Origin of the sequence: Microbacterium sp. K35, from assembly GCF_004794375.1 — a bacterium.
GTDB classification, from domain to species: domain Bacteria; phylum Actinomycetota; class Actinomycetes; order Actinomycetales; family Microbacteriaceae; genus Microbacterium; species Microbacterium sufflavum.
The window spans coordinates 1-544 of the sequence record NZ_SSDM01000149.1; the positions used below are offsets into that span (position 1 = coordinate 1).

General features: G+C 75.7%; 1 protein-coding gene. It reads left to right on the plus strand.

Features of this window, described 5'->3' with window-relative positions; translation table 11 throughout:
* Positions 1–68: 68 nt before the first annotated feature.
* The coding region (locus DW299_RS05065; protein WP_136035926.1) for a response regulator at positions 69–544 on the plus strand (476 nt) is incomplete at its 3' end.

Consider the following 544-nt stretch of genomic DNA (forward strand, 5'->3'; position numbering starts at 1 on the left):
CGGCCGCCCGGCGGGCTGCGCGTGCGGGCCCGGGTGCCCCTCGCCCCGGTCGCGGCGGGAGCGAGCCGATGAGCGCCGACGCCATCCGCGTGCTGCTCGTGGACGACCATGCGCTGCTGCGCACCGGGTTCCGCACGATCCTGGAGACGCAGCCCGACATCACGGTGGTGGGCGAGGCCTCGACCGGAGCGGAGGCCGTGGCCCAGGCGTCCGCCCTGCTCCCCGACGTCATCACGATGGACGTGCAGATGCCCGACATGGACGGCATCGAGGCCACCGAGCGGATCGTCGCGGATCCGGCGGTCCGCGCAGCCATCGCGATCATCACGACGTTCGACCGCGACGACTACCTGTACCGCGCGCTGGATGCCGGGGCCAGCGGCTTCCTGCTGAAGAACGCCGGGGCGGAGGACCTGATCGCCGCGGTCCGCGCCCTCGCCGCGGGTGACGGCATGCTGGCGCCCGAGGTGACGCGGCGCGTGCTCGCCCGGTTCTCCGCGGTGCCCGCGCCGGCCCCCGCGTCGCCCGCGCCGCTTGGCCTCGC